At 42.6% G+C, this 249-nt stretch carries 1 protein-coding gene; it reads right to left on the reverse strand.

Annotation, left to right across the window (positions count from 1 at the left end; translation table 11 throughout):
• The coding region (locus AAEY83_RS17470) for an efflux RND transporter permease subunit (protein WP_351061214.1) at positions 1 to 249 on the reverse strand (249 nt) is incomplete at both ends.

Genomic DNA, 249 nt, shown 5'->3' on the forward strand with positions numbered 1-249 from the left:
GAATCTTTATCTGCAATTAACAAATACTGAAAAACTTGACCCAAACCTGAGGTGTTAGGTCCCATTGCTGGTGTGCCCACGCCTTGCGGAATTAACTCTTTTGCCGCTTGTAAACGCTCAAATACTAACTGGCGAGCAAAGTAGATGTCTGTGCCTTCTTTAAAGACAACAGTAACACCCGATAAACCCGTTTTTGAAATAGAGCGTACTTGCTCTACATCAGGCAACGCATACATTACTGCTTCAATG

The sequence above is a fragment of the Psychrobacter sp. TB20-MNA-CIBAN-0197 genome (genome assembly GCF_040309765.1).
In the GTDB taxonomy this organism is placed as follows: domain Bacteria; phylum Pseudomonadota; class Gammaproteobacteria; order Pseudomonadales; family Moraxellaceae; genus Psychrobacter; species Psychrobacter submarinus.